Genomic DNA, 210 nt, shown 5'->3' with positions numbered 1-210 from the left:
GGCAGTACAACTCAGGCAATCATTACGATTACCGATGACGAGACCATCCCAACAGTAACACTGAGCGGAACAGCTTCAATCGTAGAGAACGCAGCGGGCACCGCTACGATTACCGCTACACTGAGCACGGCTACGACTACCGCTACAGTGGTAAGCTTAGGCTTTACAGGATCAGCTTCAGCAGGAGATTACGCAGCCAGTAATACTACC

General features: G+C 51.4%; 1 protein-coding gene. It reads left to right on the top strand.

The annotated features are described in order from the left end of the window. On the top strand, positions 1-210 hold a 210-nt coding region (locus tag FLACHUCJ7_RS00075), incomplete at both ends, for a hypothetical protein (protein WP_180907448.1).

The organism is Flavobacterium salmonis, from assembly GCF_903819435.1.
Taxonomy (GTDB): domain Bacteria; phylum Bacteroidota; class Bacteroidia; order Flavobacteriales; family Flavobacteriaceae; genus Flavobacterium; species Flavobacterium chungangense.
Note: the sequence above shows the minus strand (reverse complement) of the source record. Positions and strands in the feature narration are given on the sequence as shown.